The 276-nt window shown below is 59.4% G+C and carries 1 pseudogene; it reads right to left on the reverse strand.

Annotation, left to right across the window (positions count from 1 at the left end):
* A pseudogene (locus tag ACTHUF_RS11455) lies at positions 1-276 on the reverse strand (hypothetical protein); the annotation flags it as partial.

Raw genomic sequence — 276 nt, forward strand, 5'->3', positions numbered from 1 at the left:
TCACTTTGTTCGAACCTGCGCTCGCGGTCGTGCCTTTGGCGTTGACGGTGTAAACGTCTTGGCCGTTGGCGCCGACGGTTTTCACCACGTCTTTGATGTTGGTACCGGCGGCAACTTCGGTACGGGCAGCAGCGCTTTGCTGTTTCAGCTGGCTGTAGTTGACGGCGTCGGTGTCATCGGTACCGGCGGCTACGTTGGTGATCTTGTTGCCGGCGGCATTGATGCCGGACTTGGTCACACTCGGGCCGCCTGTGATGGTGAGGCCGTCTGAATTCA

The sequence above is a fragment of the Neisseria sp. P0024.S006 genome (assembly GCF_051956595.1).
Taxonomy (GTDB): Bacteria; Pseudomonadota; Gammaproteobacteria; order Burkholderiales; family Neisseriaceae; genus Neisseria.